Annotated in this window: 17 protein-coding genes, 1 other RNA gene and 2 pseudogenes; 9 read left to right on the forward strand and 11 right to left on the reverse strand. The window is 73.7% G+C overall.

What is annotated here, in order from left to right; translation table 11 throughout:
* Nucleotides 1–165 precede the first annotated feature (165 nt).
* Nucleotides 166–924 carry an SDR family oxidoreductase gene (locus ACZ60X_RS02555; protein WP_469592395.1) on the forward strand — a complete coding sequence of 253 codons (759 nt, stop codon included), beginning with the start codon at nt 166–168 and terminating at the stop codon, nt 922–924.
* 222 nt (nt 925–1,146) lie between these two features.
* Here the strand turns inward: ACZ60X_RS02555 and ACZ60X_RS02560 are convergent, their stop codons facing one another.
* The 3 genes from ACZ60X_RS02560 to ACZ60X_RS02570 form a co-directional block, all read right to left on the reverse strand.
* On the reverse strand, nt 1,147–2,433 hold the full coding sequence (locus tag ACZ60X_RS02560; RefSeq protein WP_469592397.1) for a D-alanyl-D-alanine carboxypeptidase family protein: 1,287 nt from the start codon (nt 2,431–2,433) through the stop codon (nt 1,147–1,149).
* Between the two features lie 130 nt (nt 2,434–2,563).
* On the reverse strand, nt 2,564–3,544 hold the full coding sequence (locus ACZ60X_RS02565) for an aldo/keto reductase (RefSeq protein ID WP_469592399.1): 981 nt from the start codon (nt 3,542–3,544) through the stop codon (nt 2,564–2,566).
* A 74-nt stretch (nt 3,545–3,618) separates the two neighbouring features.
* On the reverse strand, nt 3,619–3,945 hold the full coding sequence (locus ACZ60X_RS02570) for a nuclear transport factor 2 family protein (protein WP_469592401.1): 327 nt from the start codon (nt 3,943–3,945) through the stop codon (nt 3,619–3,621).
* Nucleotides 3,946–4,079: 134 nt separating this feature from the next.
* Between ACZ60X_RS02570 and ACZ60X_RS02575 the strand changes: the two genes are divergently transcribed.
* Both ACZ60X_RS02575 and ACZ60X_RS02580 read left to right on the forward strand, forming a co-directional pair.
* Nucleotides 4,080–4,625, forward strand: a complete 546-nt coding sequence (locus ACZ60X_RS02575; RefSeq protein WP_469592403.1) for a DoxX family membrane protein — start codon at nt 4,080–4,082, stop codon at nt 4,623–4,625.
* A 677-nt stretch (nt 4,626–5,302) separates the two neighbouring features.
* A complete protein-coding gene (locus ACZ60X_RS02580) occupies nt 5,303–5,692 on the forward strand; it encodes a MazG-like family protein (protein ID WP_469592405.1) in 390 nt (129 codons plus the stop codon).
* A 16-nt stretch (nt 5,693–5,708) separates the two neighbouring features.
* Here the strand turns inward: ACZ60X_RS02580 and ACZ60X_RS02585 are convergent.
* From ACZ60X_RS02585 to ACZ60X_RS02605, 5 genes and pseudogenes are all read right to left on the reverse strand, one after another.
* Nucleotides 5,709–5,843: pseudogene (locus ACZ60X_RS02585) on the reverse strand (ATP-binding protein); the annotation flags it as partial.
* 43 nt (nt 5,844–5,886) lie between these two features.
* An RNA gene (gene rnpB / locus ACZ60X_RS02590) (RNase P RNA component class A) lies at nt 5,887–6,289 on the reverse strand.
* 118 nt (nt 6,290–6,407) lie between these two features.
* Nucleotides 6,408–7,187: pseudogene (locus ACZ60X_RS02595) on the reverse strand (DMT family transporter); the annotation flags it as partial.
* A 22-nt stretch (nt 7,188–7,209) separates the two neighbouring features.
* Nucleotides 7,210–8,064 carry an AraC family transcriptional regulator gene (locus tag ACZ60X_RS02600; RefSeq protein WP_469592407.1) on the reverse strand — a complete coding sequence of 285 codons (855 nt, stop codon included), beginning with the start codon at nt 8,062–8,064 and terminating at the stop codon, nt 7,210–7,212.
* 79 nt (nt 8,065–8,143) lie between these two features.
* On the reverse strand, nt 8,144–8,779 hold the full coding sequence (locus ACZ60X_RS02605) for a TetR/AcrR family transcriptional regulator (RefSeq protein WP_469592410.1): 636 nt from the start codon (nt 8,777–8,779) through the stop codon (nt 8,144–8,146).
* A 47-nt stretch (nt 8,780–8,826) separates the two neighbouring features.
* Here ACZ60X_RS02605 and ACZ60X_RS02610 point away from each other — a divergent pair, with 47 nt between their 5' ends.
* The 5 genes from ACZ60X_RS02610 (at nt 8,827) to eda (ending at nt 13,112) form a co-directional block, all read left to right on the forward strand.
* The gene (locus ACZ60X_RS02610; protein ID WP_469592412.1) at nt 8,827–10,368 is read left to right on the forward strand and encodes an FAD-dependent monooxygenase; all 1,542 of its coding nucleotides are present in this window, start codon (nt 8,827–8,829) and stop codon (nt 10,366–10,368) included.
* A gap of 33 nt (nt 10,369–10,401) precedes the next feature.
* Nucleotides 10,402–11,148, forward strand: coding sequence for a MerR family transcriptional regulator (locus tag ACZ60X_RS02615; protein ID WP_469592414.1), 747 nt, complete (start codon nt 10,402–10,404; stop codon nt 11,146–11,148).
* 34 nt (nt 11,149–11,182) lie between these two features.
* The gene (locus ACZ60X_RS02620; protein ID WP_469592419.1) at nt 11,183–11,476 is read left to right on the forward strand and encodes a hypothetical protein; all 294 of its coding nucleotides are present in this window, start codon (nt 11,183–11,185) and stop codon (nt 11,474–11,476) included.
* 79 nt (nt 11,477–11,555) lie between these two features.
* Nucleotides 11,556–12,347 (forward strand): peroxide stress protein YaaA, encoded by a 792-nt coding sequence (yaaA, locus tag ACZ60X_RS02625; protein WP_469592421.1) that lies wholly within the window; start codon nt 11,556–11,558, stop codon nt 12,345–12,347.
* 87 nt (nt 12,348–12,434) lie between these two features.
* Complete coding sequence (gene eda, locus ACZ60X_RS02630) at nt 12,435–13,112, forward strand: bifunctional 4-hydroxy-2-oxoglutarate aldolase/2-dehydro-3-deoxy-phosphogluconate aldolase (protein ID WP_469592423.1); 678 nt, start codon at nt 12,435–12,437, stop codon at nt 13,110–13,112.
* Here eda and ACZ60X_RS02635 read toward each other — a convergent pair.
* Nucleotides 13,096–14,124: a zinc-dependent alcohol dehydrogenase family protein gene (locus tag ACZ60X_RS02635; protein WP_469592426.1), complete on the reverse strand. Its 1,029-nt coding sequence runs from the start codon at nt 14,122–14,124 to the stop codon at nt 13,096–13,098. The genes eda and ACZ60X_RS02635 overlap by 17 nt on opposite strands.
* 160 nt (nt 14,125–14,284) lie before the next feature.
* Between ACZ60X_RS02635 and ACZ60X_RS02640 the strand changes: the two genes are divergently transcribed.
* The gene (locus tag ACZ60X_RS02640) at nt 14,285–15,094 is read left to right on the forward strand and encodes a helix-turn-helix domain-containing protein (protein WP_469592428.1); all 810 of its coding nucleotides are present in this window, start codon (nt 14,285–14,287) and stop codon (nt 15,092–15,094) included.
* Here ACZ60X_RS02640 and ACZ60X_RS02645 read toward each other — a convergent pair.
* Both ACZ60X_RS02645 and ACZ60X_RS02650 read right to left on the reverse strand, forming a co-directional pair.
* Nucleotides 15,086–16,288 (reverse strand): bifunctional RNase H/acid phosphatase, encoded by a 1,203-nt coding sequence (locus ACZ60X_RS02645; RefSeq protein ID WP_469592431.1) that lies wholly within the window; start codon nt 16,286–16,288, stop codon nt 15,086–15,088. The two genes, ACZ60X_RS02640 and ACZ60X_RS02645, sit on opposite strands and share 9 nt — an antisense overlap.
* Nucleotides 16,289–16,335: 47 nt before the next feature.
* Nucleotides 16,336–17,079 carry a zinc ribbon domain-containing protein gene (locus tag ACZ60X_RS02650; RefSeq protein ID WP_469592989.1) on the reverse strand — a complete coding sequence of 248 codons (744 nt, stop codon included), beginning with the start codon at nt 17,077–17,079 and terminating at the stop codon, nt 16,336–16,338.
* Nucleotides 17,080–17,095 lie beyond the last annotated feature (16 nt).

Here is a 17,095-nt window from a genome sequence, read left to right on the forward strand (position 1 = left end):
AGCTCGCACACACTGTCGAGGCACGGATGAGCGAGGTGCGTGCCGTCGGGCTGCTGTCCGGGCGAGGAGCCGGTGACGGTGACCGGGTGGAAGCCGGTCCGGTGACCGTGCGGGGACGGCGACCGTGCAACCGTATGGCGGACTTCCCGCCTACGCTGCGGAGCCATGAATGACAGGCAATCGAAGATCGCGGTGGTGACCGGCGCCGGTTCGGGCATCGGACGGGCGGTCGCCGTGGAACTGCTGCGCGCCGGCTGGTCGGTGGCGCTGGCCGGCCGGCGCACCGGGACGCTGGCGGAGACGGCGGCACTGGTCCCGGCCGGCACCGCGATCGCCGTACGCACCGACGTCTCCCGGCCCGAGGACGTGGACGCGCTGTTCGCGGCGACCGTGGAGCGGTTCGGGCGGGTGGACCTGCTGTTCAACAACGCGGGGACCTTCGGGCCCGGCGGCGTCCCGGTCGAGGAACTCCCCTACGACGCCTGGCGGCATGTGGTGGACACCAACCTCAACGGCGCGTTCCTGTGCGCGCAGGCGGCGTACCGGCACATGAAGGAGCAGGATCCACAGGGCGGCCGGATCATCAACAACGGCTCGATCTCGGCCCACACGCCCCGCCCGCACTCGGTGGCCTACACGGCGACCAAGCACGCGCTGACCGGGCTGACCAAGTCGCTGTCGCTGGACGGGCGGCCGTACCGGATCGCGGTCGGGCAGATCGACATCGGCAACGCGGCGACCGACATGACGGCCCGGATGGAGGCGGGCGCGCTGCAGGCGAACGGCGAGGTGGTCCCGGAACCGGTGATGGACGTCGCCGACGTGGCGCGGACCGTGCGGCACATGGCCGAGCTGCCGTTGGAGGCGAACGCGCAGTTCGCGACGGTGCTGGCGACGGCGATGCCGTACATCGGGCGGGGCTGAGCCCCCGCTCGCAAACGGAGTTCGAACATCCGCGGCATTGCGGCCGGATGAGCGCATATGCTCAACTACTTTCTCCACGAGAGCTTCACAGTTGGAGCACGTGGATTCCGTGAGCCATACCGAGGGGGGAAGGCGGCGGCCGTTCCGCGGACCGGACTTGGGGGTGGACCCCGCGTGCGACGCGGGGTGCGCACCGGTCACCGGAACGGCCGCCGCACATATTCAGCGGCGGTGGCGGCCGCCGCCCGGCTCCGTCGGCGTCTCGGTCCCGGGCTGGGCCGCGGTCTGGGCCCCGGGCTGGGTCCCGGTCTGTGCGCGGCTCTCGGCCTCGGCACTCGCCGCGGCGGCCCGGCGCCGGCGCTTCACCATCCACGTACCCGCCGCCGCCAGCAGCAGCGTCGTGGCGCCGGCACCCTCCACCAGCCGGCCGGTGGACGGGCCGCCGGACGACGAGCCGGAACCGGCCGCCGCCTGGGCCCCCTTGCCGCCCGGCGCCGGGCTCGCCTTCGCGCCGCCTTCGCTGAGCGGCTCGACCAGCGTGCCCACGGCCTGCGCCGAGCGCCCTTGCCCGAAGCCCCAGTCGAGCAGCGCCGCCGTCTGCTCGTACACGGCGTTGCTGCCCTCTGCGGGGTGCATGACCGTCACGAGCAGGGTGCGTCCGCCCCGGGTCGCGGCGCCGGTGAAGGTGTTGCCGGCGTTGCTGGTGTAGCCGTTCTTGACACCGATCAGGCCGTCGTATGTCTTCAGACCCCATGCTCCGGTCAGCAGGCGGTCGGTGTTCTGGATCTGGAAGGTCTTCTTGCCGCCGGCCGGGAAGTCGGCGGTGCGGGTACCGCAGTAGCCGCGGAAGTCGGCGTCCTTCAGGCCGTGGCGGGCGAAGAGCGTGAGGTCGTACGCCGAGGAGATCTGGCCGGGGTGGTCGAAGCCGTCGGGGCTGACCACATGCGTGTCCAGGGCCTGCAGGTCCTCGGCCCTGGCCTGCATCTCGGCCACCGTCTTGTCGATGCCGCCGTTCATGTGGGAGAGCACGTGCACGGCGTCGTTGCCGGAGCGCAGGAACACTCCCTGCCACAGCTGCTCGACGGTGTAGGTGATGCCGGCCTTGATGCCGACCAGGCTGGAGCCGGCCGGGACGTCGTCGATGTCGCTGTCCTTGACCGTGTACCGCTCGGTGCGGTCGAACTTCTTCAGCACCGTGTCCGCGAAGAGCATCTTCAGTGTGGACGCGGGCGCGAGCCGCCGGTGGGCGTTGAACGAGGCGAGGATCTCGCCGCTGTCGCAGTCGGCGATCAGCCAGGAGCGGGCGGTGAGCTTCGCGGGAAGACCGGAGGCACCACGCACCTGCACGCCGGCGCGGGCCAGCTGTTCGCCACCGATGACGGCGGGCTCGGCCGCGGGGGCGGCCTCGGCGTCCGTGGCCAAGGACACTGCCGCGGCCGTGGACAGGGGAAGGGCGGCGGCCGTCAGACCGAGGACGGCACGCCGGCTGATCCGGGAACATTCACGCACTCCGGGACCGTACACCGCGCCCAGCAGGGACTTCCGCGACGAACGGCCTGGACGGCTCGGAATTTGCCGCGTTATGTAAATCCGATGAGTTACGCGCGTTTCCTTGCGTTTTCCGGACCCTCCCCCTCCGCTACCGTCCGAGCAGACGCTCGACCTCGGTCAACTGCCCGGCGGTGAGCGACCCCTTCTCCAGGGCGCCGGCGTTCTCCTCGGCCTGCGCGACCGAGCGGAAGCCGGGGATCGGGACCGTGCGCGGGCTGCGGGCCCACAGCCAGGCGAGGGCGCCCTGGGCGAGGGTACGGCCGTCGCTGGTGAGGATCTCCCGCACGGCATCGATCCGGGCGAGCCACGCCCGGTCGGCGCCGGACCCGTCCGCGTCGTACCCCGGCAGCCACTCGGGCGGCCTGCTCCGGATGTCCCCGGCGGCCAGCCGGCCGCGCCGCTTGCCGGCCAGCAACCCCATGGCCAGCGGGCTCCTGTTGACGCTCGCGAGTCCCCGCTCGTCGCACAGCGCCAGCATGCCGGGCGCGTCCTGCAGCACGTTGAGCGCGTGCTGCACGGCCGCGCAGTGCTCCCCCGCGGCGAAGACGGCGGCGCGGGCGGGGTCGTCCGTGCTCCAGGCGTAGGCGCGTACGGTCCCCTCCCGCACGAACTCCTCGCAGGTCTCCCGGAGTTCCGCCGCCCGCTCGGGGTCGGCGTCGGAGAGGTGGAACTGGTAGAGGTCGATACGGTCCGTGCCGAGCCGGCGCAGGGAGTCGGTCAGTGCGCGGCGGGCGTGCGCCGGGGTGTCGTCCTGGCCGTCGGCGGTGCGGGTGCGCTCGTCGAAGAGGTTGCCCCACTTGGTGGCGACGACGACGTCGTCCCGCCGCTTGCCGAGCGCCCGCCCGAGCAGGCGTTCGCTGTGCCCGGTGCCGTAGCAGTCGGCGGTGTCGAAGAAGGTGACGCCGAGGTCGAGGGCGCGCCGGATCGCCCGTACGGACTCCTCGTCGTCCACCTTCCCCCAGCCGAGCGGCTGCCCGTCGGCGCTCTGCCACTCACCGCCGATGGCCCAGCACCCGAAACCGAGCGCGCTGACGTCGATACCGCTGCGTCCCAGAGTTCGCTGTGTCATGCCCGCCGACGCTAGGAGTTGAAGCGCACGCGAGGACAAGGGGCCGCGGCGTCCGCGGCCCGGCCCGGCCCGGCTCAGGCCTGCCCGGTCTCGAACCGCGAGATCCGCCCGTCGTCCTCGACGGTGAAGCGCCACGCGGTGCGCATCTCGCCCCACGTGTCGTTGCTGTAGTTCGCCAGCAGCAACCGGCCGCCGTCGGACTCGCTCTGGACGTCCAGGTGACCGTGGGAGGAGAAGATCTCGTCCTCGATCCACCGGTCGAGCTCCCGGTCCTCGCCGTCGTCGGCCATGGTCGCGCCGGGCGTGAGGAGCTTCATGAAGCCCTCGCGGTCGTGGGAGTTGACGGCGTTGACGAAGGCCCGGACGGCCGGGTCGCTCAGATTGGCTGGTTTGATCGTCATGGCGCCAGGCTCACACCGCTCCCCGGCCCCCGCCACCCGAACGCCCTCCCCGGCGCGCCCGTGGGGGTGAGACCTGCGACGGTGGAAAGGCTGGAGGAACCCGTCCACCATCCGCCGTCTGCCGGGGAGTCGCCGTGAGCTGTTTCGACCGACGTGATCTGGGCCTGCTGCTGCTCCGGCTGGGCACCGGCGGGGTGCTCGCCGCGCACGGCGCGCAGAAGCTGTTCGGCTGGTTCGGCGGCCACGGCCTGGAGGGCACCGGCCAGTTCATGGAGTCCGTCGGCTACGCACCCGGCAAGGCGAGCGCGACGGCGGCGGGGCTGGCGGAGACGGGCGGCGGCGCCCTCCTCGCCCTGGGCCTCGCGACCCCGGCGGCGGGCGCGGCGGCGGCCGGCGCGATGGCGGGGGCGGCGGCGGTCCACCTCCCCAACGGCTTCTTCGCCCAGGAGGGCGGCTACGAATACGCGGCGACCCTTGGCCTCGCGGCCGCCGGCCTCGCCGTCACCGGCCCCGGCCGCCTCTCCCTCGACCACGTCCTCGACCACGTCCTCGACCGCGGCTGGATGGTCCCAATGGCCCTGGGCCTGACGGCGGCGGCCACGGCGGCGGTGGTGGGCGCACGGAGCTGCCGGGTACGGGCGAAGCGGGAAGGCGAGCAGGAGACGCTGTTCGAGGAGTAGCCGGTCGGCAGCCGGTCGGGGGGCGGCGGGAGCAGGTACCGACGTGGCAGGAACCGGGAGAGGCAGGGCGTAGCCGGACGCGGGGGTACGGCGGGAGCCCGTACCGACAGGGCAGGAACCGGTAGGGGCACGGCGTGAACCGGCCGCAGGGGTACGGCGGGGAGCCCGCACCGACAGGGCAAGAACCGGCAGAGGCAAGGCGTGAACCGACCGCAGGGGTACGGCGGGAAGCCCGCACCGACAGGGCAAGAACCGGCAGAGGCAAGGCGTGAACCGACCGCAGGGGTACGGCGGGAAGCCCGCACCGACAAGGCAAGAACCGGCAGAGGCAAGGCGTGAACCGACCGCAGGGGTACGACGGGGAGCCCCTACCGACAAGGCAAGAACCGGCAGAGGCAAGGCGTGAACCGACCGCAGGGGTACGACGGGGAGCCCCTACCGACAAGGCAGGAACCGGCAGAGGCAAGGCGTGAACCGACCGCAGGGGTACGACGGGGAGCCCCTACCGACAAGGCAGGAACCGGCAGAGGCAAGGCGTGAACCGGCCGCAGGGGTACGGCGGGGAGCCCGCACCGACAGGGCAGGAACCGGTAGGGGCACGGCAGCAGCCCGCCTGGGCGCGGCGGGAACCGTACGGAAATGGCAGGAGCGCGTACGGGCATGGCAGGCTGCCGCACATGACCGCCCACGACAGCGCCGCCCCCGACAGCCCCGATGCCCCGGACACCTCCTACGCGCCCGAAGCCTCCCTCTGGCCGACCATCGACGCCCTCTGGTCCCGCCTTGAGTCGGCCCGCGCCCACCCCGGCCAGGAGGGCCTCCTCCTGCGCATCCTCAAGCTGTCCGAGGAGGTCGGCGAGGTCGCGGAAGCGGTGATCGGCGCCACCGGCCAGAACCCCCGCAAGGGCGTCACCCACGACTGGGACGACGTCCAGGCGGAACTGTGCGACGTGGTCATCACGGCCCTGGTTGCCCTGCGCACCCTGACCCCGCAGGCGCGGGAGGTCTTCGAGCGGCATGTGGAGCGGGTGGGGGCGCGGCCTCTTCGGCCAGATCTCCCGGAGTGATGTCCCGGCCGGCAGCTCACCGCCGAGGCAGCGGCACAAGTGTGTACTCCGCCCAGACCGTCTTGCCCGGACCGTCGGAGCGCGGGTGCCAGTCCCAGCGGGAGGCCAGGCGCGATACGAGCAACAGCCCTCGGCCCGTCTCCTCTTGACCGGTGGCGTCCGGGCGCTTTCCCGGGCAAAGCCGCAGGCAGCGGCAGACGAGTCGGGCTGTACGCCGGGTTCTGTTCCCCGGTGTCCTCGCGGGCGCCGGGGCGACGGCCATCCATCTAGGGCCGGCGTTGCCGTCGGCCTCGTGCGGTCTACCCGCGGACTCGGGCGGGCAGCCCTCGATCGTCCGCGCAGAAACACCGGGGTGTTTCCTTTTGACCTTGCTCCGGGTGGGGTTTACCTAGCTGCCCAGGTCACCCTGGGCACTGGTGGTCTCTTACACCACCGTTTCACCCTTACCAGGGGCCGAAGCCCCGGGCGGTCTGCTTTCTGTGGCACTGTCCCGCGGGTCACCCCGGGTGGCCGTTAGCCACCACCCTGCCCTGTGGAGCCCGGACGTTCCTCGGGAAGCCCCCTAGGGGGACTCCACGCGGCCGTCCGCCCGGCTCGTCTGCCGTGTCGACCATGGTACCGGGCGGCGGGAGCGGCGTGGACCGCCGGCGGCCGTCGCCAGGACCGAGCCGGTCAGGATGAGGGCGAAGGCCGCCAGGATCGTGCGGGTCAGGGACTCGTCCAGGAAGAGTGCGCCGGCCGCCACGGCGACCGCCGGGTTGACGTACGTGATGACCGTCGCCCGGGTCGGACCCGCCTCCTTGATCAGTTCGAGGAAGGCGACGAAGGCCACCGCCGTGCAGACGACGCCGAGGCCGGCCAGCGCGGTCAGGGCCGAGGGGGAGGGCAGGGAGGAGGGGAGGGTGAGCGCGGCCGGCAGGGCGTAGACCACCGCCGCCAGGGTCAGGCAGGCCGCCGTCAGGTGCAGGGAGGGGACGTCCTTCAGGCGGCGGGCCGCTATCACGGGGGCGGTCGCGTAGCCGATGACCGTCACCAGCACCTCGGCCAGGGAGCGCGCGTCGCCGCCGGTCAGGTGGGGCAGGGTCAGGACCGTCACCCCCGTGAGGCCGAGGGCGAGGCCCGCCACGCGCCGGGTGCCCAGGTGTTCCGTGTCGCCGAGCAGGCGGGCGACGGCGACTCCGACGATGGGGACGCCCGCGATCAGCAGACCGGACGTCGAGCTGGACAGGTGCCGTTCGGCGTCCGTCAGGGTGAACCAGGGGACGATGATCTCCAGGACCGCGAAGGCCAGCAGGGGGCGCCAGTGGGCCCGGACCGTCGCGGGCAGGCCGCCCTGGCGCAGGGCGAAGGGCAGCAGGAGGAGCGCGCCGAGGGCGCAGCGGGTGAAGACCACCACCGGTGGGGAGACCTCGCCCACCGCCACCTTGATCATCAGATAGGGGATGCCCCAGACCACTCCCATCAGGGAGAACAGGAACCAGCCGCGTGCAGTCATACGGCGAGTTTCGGCCGCCGGGTCAGGGTGTGTCTTGAACGCTGTTGCGGTAGGCCGCCGGGGTCGCCCCGAGCACCCTGCGGAACCAGCGGGTCAGGTGCGCCTGGTCGGCGAACCCCACCAGCCCGGCCACCTCGGCCGGGCGCAGTCCGGCGGCCAGCAGGGCGCGCGCCCTGCTCACCCGGTACTGGGCGAGCCAGGCGTACGGCGGCATGCCCATGGTCGTACGGAAGGCCCGCAGCAGCTGGTAGCGGGACAGGCCGAGGTCGGCGGCGAGGAGGGCGAGGGCCGGCGGGGCCGTCAGCTCGTCGGCCAGGCGGTCGCGGACGGTCCGGGCGATCGCGGCCGCGCCCGGGACCAGGTCGGGGCAGGGCCGCGCCGTGGAGTGGCGGCGGGCCAGGGCCGTCAGCAGCCAGGGCAGGCGGGACTCCGCCTCCAGGGGGTCGGGGCAGCCGCTGAGGTCGGTGTGGGCGCGGCGGAGCGCCGTGACGAGTTCGGGGTCCTGGACGAGCGGTTCGCGGAAGTGGGGCAGGCCGCCGAGACTTCCGTCGGCCAGGAGCGAGGGGTCGGCGTACAGGGCACGGTAGGCGTAGCCGTCGGTGGCGGTGGCGGGGCCGCCGGTGTGCGTCTCGCCGGGGTCGAGGACGACGATGGTGCCCGGTCCGGTGCGGATGCGGCCGCCCCGGTAGGCGATGGCCTCGTCGCCGCCGACGCAGACGCCGATCGTGTACTCCTCGTGGGCGTGCGGGGCGTAGGTGTGCCGGCGGAAGTTCGCGGTAAGCAGGTCGAGCGGCGGGCCGCCGTGCCCCAGCCGGGCCCGTGTCCACAGCGCCTGTTCCGCCACGGAACACACCCCCTCTTCCCCCGTACGGGACATTTCTACGTACGGAACCGTCAGGGTGCAACGCTTTTCGGCCCCGCTTCCATGCCGCTTCCATGCCGCGTCCAGGTCGGCGTCAGCCGTCGAGTCCCGTGCGCTCCAGGGCCGCGAAGGCGGACTCCAGGCGGGCCCGGTGGTCGCGGGCCACCTCGTCCACCGGGTCGCCGGCGAGCAGGCGGCGCGCGGACGCGACGAAGGCCGTGCGGCAGGCGGCCACTGTCAGGGCCGCGAGGAGTCCGGCATCCGCCGTGCCGGCTTCGGCGAGGGCGGCGGCAAGGGCTCGCTCCACCTCCTCCACGCCCTCGCGGGCGCGTGAGCGCAGGGCCGGGGAGGCGACGACGATCCGGTAGAAGCGGGGGTAGCGCTCCCCCACGCCGCTCAGCGGGTGCCGCTCGTCGAGGAGGCGGAGGGTGAGGCGGCGCAGCGCGGTGAGCGGGGACTCGTCGGGGGCGCGGTCGTGGACGGCCCCCGCGAAGAGTTCGGCGGCCTGCGGGATGCGGTCGAGGAACAGGTCCTCCTTGCGCGGGAAGTAGTTGAAGACCGTCATGGCGGAGACGCCCGCCGCCCGCGCGACCTCGGCGACCGTCACCGCGTCGAAGCCGCGCTCGGCGAACAGGGCCGTGGCGATGTCCGAGATCCGCTGCCGCGTCTGCCGCTTCTTGCGCTCCCGCAGGGGCAGTTCGTCGCCGCTCGCACGCTCCTCGTCGTTCATGACAAAACTATAGCTGCTCAAAACTTTTAGTGACTACAGTGAGGGCTATGAGGACGACGGAGTACGACGTGGTGGTGGTGGGCGCCGGGCCCGTGGGGCTGTTCCTCGCCTGCGAGTTGGGGCTCGGCGGGGCCCGGGTGCTGGCCGTGGAGCGGCTGACCGAGGTGGACGAGACGATCAAGGCGGGCGCGATCAACATTCCGAGCGCGGTCGCCCTCTACCGGCGTGGGCTGCTGCCCGAACTGGCGGCGGTGTGGGAGGCGGCGCGGGAGCGGATACGGGCGTTCCGGGGCGAGGACGCCGAGTCCGCCCTGCCGCCCAAGTTCGCCGGCCACTTCGCCGGGATCCCGATGACCCAGGAGCTGTTCGACGGCTCCGACCCGGTCTGGGCCGATGTCGGTCCGGCCGGCGACACCGGGCTGGGCGTGCCGCAGGCCGCGCTGGAGCGGATCCTGGCCCGGCACGCCGAGCGGCTCGGGGTGGAGGTGCGCCGGGGCGTGGAGCTGACCGGGTTCGACGCGGACGCGGACGGCGTCGCCGTGCACACCGGCGCGGGCACGATCCGCGCCGGCTGGCTGGTCGGCTGCGACGGCGGGCGCAGCACGGTCCGCAAGACCGCCGGGTTCGACTTCCCGGGCACGGACCCGGAGATCACCGGCTACCAGGCGATCGTGGAGCTGACCGGCGGCGAGCGGCTGCGCGAGGGCTGGAACACCACGCAGACCGGGACGTACGTCCACGGGCCGTTCCCGGGGCGGATCCTCAGCGTGGAGTTCGACGGGCCCCCGGCCGACCGGACGGCACCGATCACCGCGGAAGAGGTGCAGGCGAGCCTGCGCCGGGTCTCCGGCGTACCCGAGGTCACCATCACCAAGCTGCTCAGCGCGACCCGGTTCACCGACAACGCGCGCCAGGCCACGCAGTACCGCAGGGGCCGGGTGCTGCTCGCGGGAGACGCGGCGCACGTGCACTCGCCGTTCGGCGGCCAGGGGCTGAACCTCGGCCTCGGGGACGCGATGAACCTGGGCTGGAAGCTGGCCGCCGTCGTGCGCGGGCGCGCCCCGGAGTCCCTGCTGGAGACGTACACCGCCGAACGGCATCCGCTCGGCGCCTGGGTGCTCGACTGGACCCGCGCCCAGATCGCGGTGATGCGCCCCGACCCGCACGCCCGCGCGCTGCGCCGGGTGGTGAGCGACCTGGCGCTGACGGCCACGGGGACGACGTATCTCGTCACGAGGATCTCCGGCGTGTGGCAGCGCTACGACCTGCCCGGCGAGCACCCGCTGACCGGTGCGAGCGCGCCCGACCTGGAGCTGTCCGACGGCAGCCGGCTCGGCGAGCACCTGCACGCCGGCCGCGCCCTGCTGCTCGACCTCGCCGACGACGCGGAGGTGCGGGGCGCGGCCGAGGGCTACGGCGACCGGCTGGACGTGCGCACGCTCACCTGTGCGGACCGGCCCGGCCTGAAGGCGCTGTTCCTGCGCCCGGACGGCTTCGTGGCCTGGGCCGCCGACACGGCGGACGACGACGTCAAGGGGCTGGCCGAGGCACTGAGGCGGTGGCTGGGCGCCCCGGCGCCCACCGCTTGACCCTGCCGTGGCGTCAACGTCTGTACTGGTCCCATGCGGATCGGAGAACTCGCCACCGCCGTCGGCGTCACCACGCGCACCGTGCGGCACTACCACCACCTGGGCCTGCTGCCCGAGCCCGAGCGCCGTGCCAACGGCTACCGGCACTACACCCTCCGGCACGCCGTCGTCCTCGCCCGGATCCGGCGGCTGACCGAGCTGGGGCTCGGGCTCGCCGAGGTGCGGGACGTGCTCGCGGACGACGCCGGGAAGGACCTCGTCGAGGTGCTCACCGAACTCGACGCGGACCTGGCCCGGCAGGAGGCCGGGATCCGGGAGCGGCGCCAGCGGCTGCGGGCGCTGCTCGGCGGTGGGGAGCTGACCGCCGAGGGGCCGGTCTCGGCGCAGTTGGCCGCGCTGTTCGGCTCGCTGCCCGTCGGTGACTCGCCGGCCGCCGCCAAGGACCGGGAGGTGCTCGCGCTCATCGAGACGGGGGCGGCGCCGGAGGTGCGGGAGCGGATGTGGGCCGGACTGCGGGGGGTGCTGGACGACCCGGACGCGCTGGCGCGCGCCCATGAGGCGTACGCGCTGCTCGACGCGCTCGCGAGCGCCGGGCCGGACGACCCGCGCGTGCCGGGGGCCGCGCGGGCGCTGGCCGACTGCATGCCGCGCGAGCTGCTGCCGGACGGGCGGCCCGACGACGATCACGCCCTGCTGCGCGCGCTGTACGCCGACCTCGCCCCCGCCCAGGCCGAGGCGATCCGCCGCGCCCTGAATATCCTTGCCGCTGAAGGGGGTTGACCATGCCTGAGCTGATGGGGAAAGTGCGGCGTGCGTGGTCCGCCCGCACGTGCTCACGGGGGACGCGGTGCGGGTGCGGTACGGCGCGCACGTGGACCTGCGCATCCCGCTGTCCGCGATCGGCGCCGTACGCCGGGAGACGCGGATGACGCACACACCGGCCGAGGGCGCCCTCGATCTCGCCGTCGGCTCCCAGACCTCCGTCACCCTCGAACTCACCGAGCCCGTCACCCACGTGACCGTGCTCGGCAGGCGCAGGGACGTCACCCTCGTACGGCTGCACGCCGACGATCCCGGCGGCCTCGTCCGGGCGCTCACCCACCCCTGAGGGGGAACAGGAGCGCAGGTCGCGGTCGCACCGGCCGCACGCCGTACCCTGTCGCGGAGGTCTAGGTGAGGAGTACGTGGTGCTGGTCCTGCTGCCGCCGTCGGAAGGCAAGGCGAACTCGGGCGCGGGCGCCCCGCTGACGCTGGAGTCGCTGTCCCTGCCGGGGCTGACCGCGGCGCGCGAGGCGGTGCTCGGCGAGCTGGTCGAGCTGTGCGCCGGGGACCCCGGGCAGAACGAGAAGGCGCGCGAGGTGCTGGGGCTGAGCGAGGGGCTGCGCGGCGAGATCGCGAAGAACGCCGTCCTGCGCACGGCCGGCGCACGTCCGGCCGGGGAGATCTACACCGGTGTCCTCTACGACGCCCTCGGCCTGGCCACACTGGACGCGGCGGCGAAGAGGCGCGCGGCGCGCTCGCTGCTCGTCTTCTCGGGTCTGTGGGGCGCCGTGCGCGTGACCGACCGCATCCCCTCCTACCGCTGTTCCATGGGCGTGAAGCTGCCCGGCCTCGGCGCGCTCGGCGCGCACTGGCGGCCGGCGATGGCCGAGGTGCTGCCCGAGGCGGCCGGAAAGGGGCTCGTGCTGGACCTGCGCTCGGCGGCGTACGCGGCGGCCTGGAAGCCGAAGGGCGAGGTCGCCGGGCGGACGGCGACCGTACGGGTGCTGCACGCGCCCACCCGGAAGGTGGTCAGCCACTTCAACAAGGCGACCAAGGGCCGGATCGTACGGAGCCTGCTGACACAGGGCGCCGCGCCGAAGGACCCCGCCGGGCTGGTGGAGGTGCTGCGGGAGCTGGGGTACGTCGTGGAGGCCGAGGCGCCGGCGAAGGCGGGCACCGCGTGGTCGCTGGACGTGCTGGTGGACGAGATCCACTGAGCCGGGCGACGCGGCCCACCACACATCGCTATTGCAGCATGTGCAACGTTCATTGCGCATGATGCAGCCGCTGGGCACGATGAGGGCATGACCTCACCCGTGCCCTCGCCCCCCGCTGCCTCCGTACTGGATCTCGTGGACCGCGCCCCCGTCGTCCCCGTCGTGGCCGTCTCCGACGTCGCCGACGCCGTACCGCTGGCGCGCGCTCTGGTGGCGGGCGGGCTGTCCGCGATCGAGGTGACGCTGCGGACGCCGGCGGCGCTGGACGCGATCCGCGCGATCACCGCCGAGGTGCCGTCGGCGGTGGTCGGCGCGGGCACGGTGATCAGCCCGGAGCTGGTGGGCGCGGCCACGGCGGCGGGGGCGCGGTTCCTGGTCAGCCCCGGCTGGACGGAGGCGCTGCTGGCGGCGATGCGCCGGTCGGGGGTGCCGTTCCTGCCCGGGGTGTCGACCACCTCGGAGGTCGTCGCGCTGCTGGAGCGCGGGGTGCGGGAGATGAAGTTCTTCCCGGCGCAGGCGGCGGGCGGTACGGCCTATCTGCGGTCGCTGGCGGCGCCGTTGCCGCAGGCCCGGTTCTGCCCCACCGGCGGGATCGGTCCGGGAAGCGCGCCCGAGTACCTGGCGCTGCCCAACGTCGGCTGTGTGGGCGGGAGTTGGATGGTCCCGGCGGACGCGGTGACCGCCGGGGACTGGGCGCGGATCGAGGAGCTGGCGCGGGCGGCCGCCCGGCTCACCGACGAGGCCGGGGTCAGGCGAGGCGGATGACGACCTTGCCGAAGGCCGCGCCGGTGGCGTAATAGCGGTAGGCGTCCCGGACGTCCCCGGCGTCCGCGCAGGGGAGGACGCGGTCGATCACCGGGCGGAGGCCGTGCAGGCGGACGGCACGGTTCATCTCCTCGAAGTTGCTGCGGCTGCCGACGAAGAGGCGGCGCATCGTCAGCAGGCTGGAGGCGAGGGCGTCGGTCGTGATGTCGAGGGAGTCCTTGCGCGGGCTGTTGGCGGTGATCAGCACGATCCGGCCGTACAGCGCCGTCGCCCGGACGGACTGGTCAATGCTCTCCGGTCCGCCGGTCTCCACGACGAGGTGCGCGCCGCGCCCGCCGGTCAGCTCCCGTACGGCCTCGCCCCAGCGCGGGTTCTCGGCGTAGTTCAGCACGTGGTCGGCGCCCAGCGACTTCAGGCGCTCGGCCTTCGCGGGGCTCGACGTCGTGGCGATCACCTCGGCGCCGAACAGCTTCGCGAACTGCACGGCGAACAGGGACAGGCCGCCGGTGCCGAGGGTCAGCACCGTCTCGCCGGGCAGCAGGGGTTCCGCGCCGGTCAGGGCGTTCCAGGCGGTGAGGCCGGCGCACGGCAGGCAGGCGGCCTCCTCCCAGCCGAGGTGGCCGGGGACGCGCACGGCGGCCTCCTGGTCGAGGCGGACGTACTCGGCGAGCATGCCGGGCAGGGTCGCGCCGGGCTGGTCGATCACGTCGGGGCTGATCCGGCCGTCGGTCCAGCGCGGGAAGTACGTACTGCAGACACGGTCGCCCACGGCGAACCGGGTGACCTCGTCGCCGACGGCCGCCACCTCGCCGGCGCCGTCGCTGAGCGGAACCACGTCCGGCGCGGCGGTGAGGGGGTAGGCGCCGTTCAGGATCAGCAGGTCGCGGCGGTTGAGGGAGGCCGCCCGGACGCGTACGACGATGTCGCGGGGGCCGGGTGCGGGGCGGGGCTCGCTGTCGCGGGCGACGATGCCGTCGATGCGGCCCGGTGTGTGCAGGTGGTAGGTGCGCATGGGTTCCCCCGTCGGAATCGCGGTGGATGGGGCGGGATGGGGCGGGCGGCTGGTGTCGCCGTGGGTCCATGCTGGTCGGACGGGTGCGGGGCCTCAATTCCCGGCCGGGTATGACGAGCTGCGGGTCCGCGTTGTCAGAGCCGTGCCGTACAACGGGGGCATGACCACCACCGTCGGACCACCCTCGCCGCCGCCGTCGCCGCCGCCGTTCGGGCGGGAGCTGCTGCGCTGGCGCACCGTGCGCCGGGTCAGCCAGCTGGAGCTGGCCTCGCGGGCCGGCACGACCCAGCGGTACGTGAGCTTCATCGAGCGGGGGCGGTCCCTGCCCGGCCGGGCGGTGGTGCTGCGGCTCGCCGAGTCGCTGGAGCTGTCCCTCCGGGAGCGCAACGCCCTGCTGCTGTCCGCCGGTTACGCCCCCGCCTACCCCGAGTCCGCCCTGGACGCGGCCGGACTGGAGCCGGTGCGGGAGGCGTTGGACGCGATCCTGACCGGGCATCTGCCGTACCCGGCGATGGTCGCCGGCCCGCTCGGCGAACTCGTGGCGGCGAACGGCGCGTTCGGGGTGCTGACCGAGGGCGCCGATCCGGAGCTGCTGCGGCCCCCGGTCAACGTCCTGCGGCTGGCGCTGCATCCGCGCGGGATGGGGTCACGCGTGGTGAACCTGGGCGCGTGGGGGCGGCACGTCGTGGAGAACCTGCGGGCGCGGGCCCTGCGCAGCCCCGATCCGCGGCTCGACGCGCTGGCCGCCGAACTCGCCGGGTACATACCGCCGTACGCGCCCGGCGAGGACCACCTCGGGTTCGCGGTGCCGCTGCGGCTGCGGTGCGCCGAGGGCGAGCTGCGGCTGCTGACCACGCTGACCTCGTTCGCCACGGCGGTGGACGTCACGCTCGCCGAGCTGCACCTGGAGGCGTTCCTGCCGGCGGACGCGCGCACGGCCGAGCGCCTGCGCGAGCGGGCCTCAGCGTAGGTGGGACGTGTCGTTGAAGAGCCGGACGCTGGCGTTGCCGTCGGCGTAGTACGCCACCGCCGACAGGGAGGCCGCCGACAGCTCCATGCGGAACAGGGACTCGGGCGGGGCGCCGAGGGCGAGGCGGACGACGGTCTTGATCGGGGTGACGTGGGTGACGAGGAGGACCGTGCGGCCGGCGTGGGCGGCGACCAGCTTGTCCCGGGTGGCGGCGATACGGACGGCCGTCTCGGCGAAGCTCTCGCCGCCGCCGGTGGGGTGGGCCTCGGGGTCGGCGAGCCAGGCGTTCAGGTCGTCCGGGTAGCGCTCGCGGACCTCGCCGAAGGTCAGGCCCTCCCAGGCTCCGAAGTCCGTCTCGCGCAGTCCGTCCTCGATCTTCACCTCCAGGCCGAGGCGGGCGGCGACGATGCCGGCGGTCTCGCGGGTGCGGGCGAGCGGGGAGGCGAGGACGGCCTGGATCGTGCCGCGTCTCGCCAGCGCTTCGGCGACGCGGCGCGCCTGTTCGCGCCCGGCGTCGGAGAGCGCGGGATCGGTGCCGCCGCTGCCCGAGAAGCGCTTCTGGGGCGTCAGGGGGGTCTCGCCGTGGCGCAGGAGGACGAAGGTGGCGGGGGCGCCGAGGTCGGGGGCGGCGCTCCAGCCAGGCGCGGAGGTGCGCTGCCGGTCGGCGGTGACTTCTCCGCCGGCGCCCAAGGGGCCCTGCTCGTCGGGGGCGGGCGGCTGCTCGCCAGGGGTCGCGGCCGCGCCCAACCGTGCCGCCCCAGCGGCACGACTGCCCGCGGCTGCCGACGACGTACCCGCGTCCATGGCCTCGTTCGCCAGGCGGTCGGCGTGCTTGTTCCGCTCGCGGGGGATCCACTCGTACGTGACCCGGTCCGGCGGGAAGACCGAGCGGGCCTGGGTGGCGAGGGGCTTCATGTCGGGATGTTTGATCTTCCAGCGGCCCGACATCTGCTCGATGACGAGCTTGGAGTCCATGCGGACGTGGACCGTGGCCGTCGGGTCGAGGGCGTGGGCGGCGCGCAGGCCGGCCAGCAGGCCCCGGTACTCGGCGACGTTGTTGGTCACGACGCCGAGGTACTCGGCCTCCTCCGCCAGCGTCTGCCCGGTCGCCGCGTCGGTGACCACGGCCCCGTAACCGGCCGGCCCCGGGTTGCCCCGTGACCCGCCGTCCGCCTCGACGATGAACTCCCGCACCCGACACGCCCCTTGTCCAGTGAGAACCACGAAGGTCCGGCAGACGCCTACAGACCCGACTCGGCCGTGCGCACCAGGATGCGGCGGCAGTTCTCGCAGCGTACGACGGTGTCCGGCGCCGCCGCGCGGATCTCGTTCAGCTCGGTGATCGCCAGCTCCTGGCGGCAGCCCTGGCAGGTGCGGGCGTACAGCTTGGCCGCACCGATGCCGCCCTGCTGCTCGCGCAGCTTGTCGTAGAGCTTCAGCAGGTCGGCGGGGACGGAGCCGGCGATGACCTCGCGCTCCTTCGTCACCGTCGCCGCCTCGCCGTCGATCTCCTCGAAGGCCGCGTCCCGGCGTCCCGTCGCGTCGTCGATCCTCCCCTGCACGGAGGCGACGCGCTCCGTCAGCTCACGCACCCGCTCCTGCGCGGACTCGCGGCGCTCCATGACCTCCAGGACCACGTCCTCCAGGTCGCCCTGGCGCTTGGCGAGGGAGGCGATCTCGTGCTGGAGGTTGGCCAGGTCCTTGGGCGAGGTGACCGCGCCGGAGTCCAGGCGCTGCTGGTCGCGGGCGGCGCGCTGGCGCACCTGGTCCACGTCCTGCTCCGCCTTGGTCTGCTCGCGAGCGGTGTCGCTCTCCTCGGTCTGCGCGGCGACCAGCAGGTCGCGCAGCTGCGTGAGGTCCTTGCTCAGCGCGTCGATCTCGGCGTGCTCGGGCAGCGACCTGCGCTTGTGCGCGAGCTGCTGCAGCCGGACGTCGAGGGCCTGGACGTCGAGGAGGCGGATCTGGTCGGCGGGCGCGGCGTTCAGTTGGGGGCTCCTGTTG

This window comes from Streptomyces sp. NPDC104106, from assembly GCF_055584345.1.